Annotated in this window: 9 protein-coding genes; 4 read left to right on the top strand and 5 right to left on the bottom strand. The window is 43.2% G+C overall.

Annotation, left to right across the window (positions count from 1 at the left end):
- Nucleotides 1-119: 119 nt before the first annotated feature.
- The 3 genes from LJE08_RS06255 to LJE08_RS15040 all read left to right on the top strand — a co-directional run bounded on the left by LJE08_RS06255 (nt 120) and on the right by LJE08_RS15040 (nt 1733).
- A complete protein-coding gene (locus LJE08_RS06255) occupies nt 120-842 on the top strand; it encodes a radical SAM/SPASM domain-containing protein (RefSeq protein ID WP_227402727.1) in 723 nt (240 codons plus the stop codon).
- Complete coding sequence (locus LJE08_RS06250) at nt 829-1470, top strand: hypothetical protein (RefSeq protein ID WP_227402726.1); 642 nt, start codon at nt 829-831, stop codon at nt 1468-1470. Before LJE08_RS06255 ends, LJE08_RS06250 begins: the two co-directional genes overlap by 14 nt.
- Before the next feature lie 131 nt (nt 1471-1601).
- Nucleotides 1602-1733 carry a hypothetical protein gene (locus LJE08_RS15040; protein ID WP_255650316.1) on the top strand — a complete coding sequence of 44 codons (132 nt, stop codon included), beginning with the start codon at nt 1602-1604 and terminating at the stop codon, nt 1731-1733.
- 776 nt (nt 1734-2509) lie between these two features.
- Here the strand turns inward: LJE08_RS15040 and LJE08_RS06245 are convergent.
- Both LJE08_RS06245 and LJE08_RS06240 read right to left on the bottom strand, forming a co-directional pair.
- Nucleotides 2510-2953: a transposase gene (locus LJE08_RS06245; protein ID WP_227402725.1), complete on the bottom strand. Its 444-nt coding sequence runs from the start codon at nt 2951-2953 to the stop codon at nt 2510-2512.
- A gap of 29 nt (nt 2954-2982) precedes the next feature.
- The gene (locus LJE08_RS06240; protein ID WP_002596236.1) at nt 2983-4599 is read right to left on the bottom strand and encodes a recombinase family protein; all 1617 of its coding nucleotides are present in this window, start codon (nt 4597-4599) and stop codon (nt 2983-2985) included.
- A 225-nt stretch (nt 4600-4824) separates the two neighbouring features.
- Between LJE08_RS06240 and LJE08_RS06235 the strand changes: the two genes are divergently transcribed.
- The gene (locus LJE08_RS06235; protein WP_002596235.1) at nt 4825-5025 is read left to right on the top strand and encodes a hypothetical protein; all 201 of its coding nucleotides are present in this window, start codon (nt 4825-4827) and stop codon (nt 5023-5025) included.
- A gap of 64 nt (nt 5026-5089) precedes the next feature.
- Here the strand turns inward: LJE08_RS06235 and LJE08_RS06230 are convergent, their stop codons facing one another.
- Genes LJE08_RS06230 through LJE08_RS06220 form a run of 3 tightly spaced genes read right to left on the bottom strand, consistent with a single transcriptional unit; the run spans nt 5090 to nt 6932 of the window.
- Nucleotides 5090-5284, bottom strand: a complete 195-nt coding sequence (locus LJE08_RS06230) for a transposon-encoded TnpW family protein (RefSeq protein ID WP_002596234.1) — start codon at nt 5282-5284, stop codon at nt 5090-5092.
- A gap of 14 nt (nt 5285-5298) precedes the next feature.
- Nucleotides 5299-6141, bottom strand: coding sequence for an ATP-binding protein (locus tag LJE08_RS06225; RefSeq protein ID WP_227402724.1), 843 nt, complete (start codon nt 6139-6141; stop codon nt 5299-5301).
- Nucleotides 6138-6932, bottom strand: coding sequence for a replication initiator protein A (locus tag LJE08_RS06220; RefSeq protein ID WP_227402723.1), 795 nt, complete (start codon nt 6930-6932; stop codon nt 6138-6140). The genes LJE08_RS06225 and LJE08_RS06220 overlap by 4 nt, the downstream gene beginning before the upstream one ends.
- Nucleotides 6933-6978: the final 46 nt, after the last annotated feature.

Genomic DNA, 6978 nt, shown 5'->3' with positions numbered 1-6978 from the left:
ATATGAAAAGTTCACCCAATGGGTGATAAGAAAAATTCGTAGATTTCCTTTAAATCAGGAACATTCTACGAATTTTTATATTTTCATGAATAATTCAGGTTTATAATGATTTGAGGGAATTGATTAAGTTGGCATCATTATCTGGAAAAAGAGTCACAACTATTACAAATGGATACTGGGCATCCAATTATGATCTGGTTATTACCAAAATTAAAGAGCTAAAGGAAAGAGGATTAAACCATTTAAGCATCAGTTATGATTCATACCATAGCGAATACATTGATGTAAATAATATAAGAAATATATTAAAAGCTACTATGCAATTGGGGCTACCGACATCTTTGGCGATTGTGAAATTAAAAGATGAAAAGGTATCAGAAATTATTGATTCATTGGATGATTGTTTATATGCTACGAATCTTGAAATTGTTCCTTGTTTGCCTGTTGGTGCTGCAAAGAAAAATTTTAAACCACACCAATTTGAAAAAATATATGAATCAAATTCACAAAAGTTACGATGTACTTATAATGGGATGTTAGTTGTTTTATATGATGGGCGAATTTTGCCGTGTTGTTCACAGGCTGTTGTTGATACTGGATTGTGTATAGGGGATTTTAACGAATTGTCATTAGAAGAGGCATTGTTCAAAGTGAAAAATAACAAACTTTTGTATGCTTTACGAAATTCTGAAATGAGATGCTTCTATGAGTATATAAAGAATTTTGAAGATATAGAACTACCTGATAGAGTTGTGAATCCTTGTGAACTTTGTGCGCATTTGTTTAGTCCGAAACTAATATCACGGTATAAACAATTATTTGATAATCATGAAATTTCATAAGTATTATTTTGGATTTTACGAACACTACGAAATTTTAGATGACAATCATGTTGAATGTGTAATTAAAGACACAACATCAAATAAGTATTATCAAAAGTCTTATGAATTTGTTCAGGATAAGTTTAGTGGCATATGTTTAACAGAAATTAAATGGAGTATAAAAGATATTTTGATTATTATTCTAATCGTACTATCAATTCCTATATTAATTGTTATGCTATATCAATCCATAAATATAGATGTTGATGAAACTTTTGAACCTACTTTGATTTTAATGTTGAGCATTTTAATTCATGAATTGGGGCACAGTACTGCATTACGTCTTTTTGGAAAGAAAGCAGTAAGTTATAAATTTAAATTTAAGTGGATTTGCCCATCTATAGTATGTGATACCAGCGAAGCATATATGTTACCAAATTATGAAAAAATTATAGTATTCTATTCAGGAATTCTTTTCAATATTATTAGCTGTATGATTTTATGGAGATTAAATTGTTTGAAAGAGTGTATACCGACTTTAAGCTTTATTATGTTTAATTTATTACCTATTCCTTTATTAGAAACTGACGGCTATAATATTTTACGTTATGGAATATTAAGAAAATATAATCATAAAAAATCATTTTAGTTATAAAAGATTTTTGTGTGATGTCAATATATATATTTACAATTCTTCACTGTTTTAGAATCAAAAAGAATTAGGCCTATGTATTCTTTTGATTATATGATTTTGTACAAAATGAGAAAGGAGAGATTAAGATGGAAGATTTTAAAAAAGAATCAAAAATTTTAGATTCATATTCCGATGATTTAACTGAACTTGATGAATTGGAAGATCTTGAAAGTCCTGCTGTATTCGCAGGTTCTTGGTTTTTAATTGTATCAAGTTGAGATTGTTATGAAGTAAAAGAGATTTAAATTTCAGAATAAAAAAATAAATAAAAAGTATTCCGTATTGTACAAGCTTTAGGGTTATAGACTCGGTTTTGTCTACGGAATTTTTTTTGGCACAATAAATTCATAAGCGTTAAATTTAAAGGTGGTACAAATAAACGTAAGTGTCAAATAGGACCTAGATTAAAAGAACAATCTCTTTGTGAAATAATAGATCTACAAGGAGGTCGTATTTTTATGCCAGATACTTCAAATTGGAATGGATGTATATTGCAATATAATTAGATTTTGTGATTATGTATCTAATTGTGTTGTACGATTGCTTTAATTTTATTTATATTGTGAGTATTCCACGCATTCAGAGCCATACCGTCCAGCACTGAGAACCACCCAATCCATTACTCAGAGCCAATAAATCCACGAAGAGGTAAGCGTCAAATAGAGCCCATATTAAAAGATCCAATTTGAAATGATACTATGTCATTGCCAATCGGATCTTTTCTATTTTACATATAGATTCTTTGGTAGCTGTTTAGAGTGCGGCAATACACTATTTATGATTTTATTTGATAATCCTTATAATTCGTCTTTAGATTTCTCATAATTTAACTATCTGATCTACATAATCATTCCATTCATTATCATGAGATACGACGATAGTTATTGTATTTTCTTGAAAAAGCTCATCTTCTACGATATGAGAGTAAGCGTCAAATTTGAAGGTGGTACAAATAAACTGCTGACGAATATATAATAAAGCCATCCTTGCTGGATCACACTTGTGAGTTGGCTTCATTAAGGATGGCTTTTATTTCGCTCTTTGATAATGTTCGGATATAGCTTGGTAGTTCTCGACTGTATGGCAAATACTTTCTCAGTTCTTCTTTATTTGTTAAATCTAATTTTGGTAGATTTTCAAATGAATGAGTAAAGTACATGTATGGATTCTGTTTATTTTCTATACAGCTGATTACTAATGAATAGATCATGGCACTCGCTTGTGCTCCATGTACGCTTACGCTGAATTTGCATCGATTTCGTATGACTACAAATGGGCGTATACTTCTTTCACAGCTTGTATTGTCATGTGGGATGATCGCATCATTTGTAAATTCCATAAGTCCTTCTTTGTTGTTCAATACATACTGGATTGCTTTGCTTATGTGTGATAAAGAAGCAATAGAAGTGCAAAAAATTTTGCCGTTCCTATCCGACACTTGGCCATTGTGTCGGATAGGTCGGGCGGTTATTCGGGCAAGTCAATCTTGCCGACAAAGCTGTAATAAATCTCAATGTCCTGCCTGCGGGTGCCGTTCTCATCATAGCTGCACTCATGCACCACAATTTTCTCGATCATTTCCCGCAAGAGAGTGGGGGTCAGTTCTTCAAAGGCAAGGTGCTTGCGGACAATGCCCATAAATTTCTCGGCGTTGACGGTAGCTGCCTGTGACTTGTCCAGTTCGGCTTGCAGGGCGGCGGCTCTCTTTTTCAGCTCCGCTTGCTCGGCTTCGTAGTCAGCCGACAGTTCCATGAAACGCTCATCGCTGATTTTGCCGTTTACATTGTCCTCATACAGCCGCTTGATAATGCGGCTGATTTCAGAAATGCGTTCCTGCGCCTGTTCAAGCTGCTTGATGGCTGCGGCGGTCTTTCGCTTGCCGCCGATCTCGTTCTGCTGGACAAGTAGTTTCACAAACCGGCTCTCATGCTTGGCTGCGTATTCGGTCACTTGCCGGAGATTTGCCAGGACACCAGCGGTCAACAGATCGGTGCGGATAAAGTGCGCCGTACAGTTGCGGGTGCGCTTCTTGTAGCTGCCGCAGATGTAGCAGTCCTGTTTGCGGTCTTTGTTCTGATACCGCTGCTGATACAGCACATGGCCGCAGTCGGCGCAGAACAAAATCCCGGAGAACAGCCCCACTTCATCGTAGCGGTTCGGGCGTTTGCGCTGTTTGCGTAACTCCTGCACCCGTTCCCATGTTTCCTTGTCGATGATCGGCTCATGGTGGTTCTCGAAAATGGCCTGCTTCTCGACGGGGTTCTCTATGCTGTGCTTGACCTTATAAGAAGGCTTTTCCGTTTTGAAGTTCACCAGACATCCGGTGTACTCTCGGTTTTCGAGGATATGAACGACGGTGTTGGTCGCCCATTTGCACTCATAGCCTGGGTGATAACGGCGGGTGCTGCCTGTCCGCTGATATTCCAGCGTCCCCGGCGTGGGGATTTGCTGCTCCGTCAGCATACGGGCAATCTTGGTCGGGCCGTTCCCGGCAAGGCAAAGCTGGTAAATCTGCTGCACCACCGGGGCGGCTTCCTCGTCTATAATAAAATTCTCGTCCTCGTCCATCACATAGCCGTAAACCGGCTTGCTGGTAACAGGCTTGCCGCTCATGCCTTTTGACTTTTTCACTGCCTTGATTTTCTTGCTCGTATCTCTCACCAGCCATTCATTGAACAGATTTCGCAGCGGGGTAAAATCGTTGTCCATGCCCTCGCTGGCACTGTCCACATTATCGTTGACAGCGATAAAACGCACACCCTTTTGAGGGAACAGCATTTCCGTGTAAAACCCTACCTGCAAGTAGTTTCGCCCTAACCGGCTCATGTCCTTGACGATGACCGTACCCACTTTCCCGGCTTCAATGTCCGCAAGCATGGCTTGAAATCCGGGCCGCTGGAAGTTCGCGCCGGAAAAACCGTCGTCGGTGTACCAGCGCAGATTGGTAAAGCCGTTCTGTTTTGCGTAGGTTTCGAGTATCCTTTTTTGGTTCGATATGGAATTACTCTCGCCTTGCAATTCATCCTCGTGGGACAATCTCGGATAAAGGGCGGTAATGAGGTTTTGGGTGGCTTGTCTTAACATAAAATCCTCCGTTTCCGACAGCCAGCCCCACTATTCCGTGGTTTCATTGTACCACGGAACGGCGGGGGCTGTACAGCGGCAAAAGCGTTAAATTTGCTTCTTTACAGCTTTTCAATTTTCCGATTTTTATGGTATGGGTTGTCGTCCCATATTTGCAGTAGAAAAGTTCATAACTCCGTGGTATACTCTGATTTAACAAAAAAATCAGAAGTTAAAGGAGAAAACATGAAGTATACAATAGATGAATTAACCGCGGCCAAAAGGCAAATTGATTCAACTCTGCACAAGCTAAGAGAAACAGTAAAAACATTTGAATCAAAGGATAATTCCGAGCGTTATAAATCACAAATCACATTGGCAAAGAGAAGAATAAAAGCCTTTGAAATTGCAAATTATTTTATAGAGAATGAGATTAAGAATTGCTAAAGCACTTCCGATTTTCGTTCCAGCGGTCATGCTCCCTGGCATGGCCGCTTTTCCATGCCCCGGTTCACGCCGGATAAGTCGGCTCCTGTGTAGCAGCGGCTTCCGCTTCCAGTACCCGCGCCATTTTGTCGGCGGCTGTGGTTGTGGTGTCTTTCTTGAAATAGCCGGACACGACAAGGACGGAATTGCCCATGCGGATTTCCGTCACACAGTCAGGGCGGCGGGTGGTGCGGGTGTCGTGCTGCTTGTTATCTGCCATAGGCAATACTCCTTTCAGTCGGTAATCAGTTTCTTCATGCTCTCCATTTTCCGCTTGGCGGTTTCCTGCCGGAAGTTGTCGCCGGTAAAGCGTACCGGGACGCACATGGAAAGCAGGCGGTCATAAATCCGGGAATGGGCGGTGTCCTCCGGGTTGTGCAGGTCGTCCAGCGTAAGGTTGGTCGTGACGATCAGCGGCTTGCCGCTGCGGTAACGGCTGTCAATCACATTGAACACCTGTTCCAGCCCGTATTCCGTCCCGCGTTCCATGCCGAAGTCGTCAAGGATCAGCAGCGGATAACGACAAAGGCGGGAAATGTACTCGTTGCGCCCCTCAAAGCTGGCGGCAAGGTCATTGAGGATAAGAGCAAAGTTCGTCATGCGGACGGGGATTTCTTTCTCCATGAGGGCGTTTGCGATACAGCCTGCAAGGTAGCTTTTGCCGGTGCCTACGCCGCCCCAGAACAGGCAGCCGATATTGTCTGTCCGCATATCTTCCCAATGCTCCACATACCGGCGGGCAAGCCCGGTCTGCGGGTTCCTGCCGTTGTCGTTCTCGAAAGTCCAGTCCCGCATGGTGGGGTCGGTAAAGCCCCGGCGTTTCAGTTCTTCCACGGTGTCAAGGTGTCTGCGCCGCTTTTCGGCGGCTTCCCGTTCCTCGCGGGAGGTTCTCTGGCAGTCGCACTCTGCCGGGTGGCGGTCGCGCCCGAAGATAGCGGCCTTATCCGGCGCAAAATAGGCTTCTTTCGGCTTGCGGCACTTGCCGCAGTACAGTAAACCGTCCTCGCCGGTGTAGTCCTCCGGCTCCGGGATGGTGGTCGTCATATTCTCCAAAACCGCGTTGATTTCATTCTTCATAAACTCTCGCCCTCCTTGCATGAGTAGTCTGGTATGCCCTTTTTAGGGGCTTCCTTTTTGTCGTTCCCCGCCCATATCCGCAGGGCGGCGGCATAGTTCTGGTAGCTTTTCCCGTTGGCGGCAAGGTAGCGGCTCATTTCCTCGATGAACCGTTCCAGCCTGTCAGGGTACTCTGCCTGCAACTCGTCGTATTCGGTCTGTGACAGAAAAATATTTCCATATCGGCCATAGGGCGCGGACGGCCCCCCACTCACTCCCTTTGTTTGGCTCTCTGTAAGGTTGTTTATAGTAGTTTGGTTAGGGGACGGTTTTCCGACCATCAGTAGGACGGTTTTCTGACCATCAGTAGGACGGTTTTCCGGCTCTATGAGGGGCGGACTTCCGGCCATCAGTTGGTCTGAAAACTGTACCTGTGGCACTGGCGGTACTTTGACATAAAGCCGGTTCGGTGCGGAGAAGCCGCCCCGTTCCCGTTCCAACAGCCCCGCCGTGTCCAGTTCATTAAGCGCCCCCTTGATGGTGGTGCTGCCTTTATCCAGTATTTCTGCTATCTCCGCGATGGGATAGATAATATAAATCCTGCCCTCGTCGTCCAGCCACTTGTTTTTCTGGGAGAGGGTGGAACGGTCTAACAGCAGCGAATACAGCAGCTTGGCGGTCTGTGAAATCTCCATTTTCAGCAGGAAACGGGGATACGGCAGATAGGCGGGCAGCCGCGTGTCTGCCCTGATATAATCAGCGATAGGATCACCTCCCTGTGTTCGGGTTGATTTTGGCGTATTGTCACGCATTAAAACGCCGTTTCCGGGGGAAAAGGATAAATGTATCGCGTACCCT

The sequence above is a fragment of the Holdemanella sp. DFI.5.55 genome (assembly GCF_020593575.1).
In the GTDB taxonomy this organism is placed as follows: domain Bacteria; phylum Bacillota_I; class Bacilli_A; order Erysipelotrichales; family Erysipelotrichaceae; genus Holdemanella; species Holdemanella hominis.
This window is presented reverse-complemented; position numbering and strand designations above follow the sequence as displayed.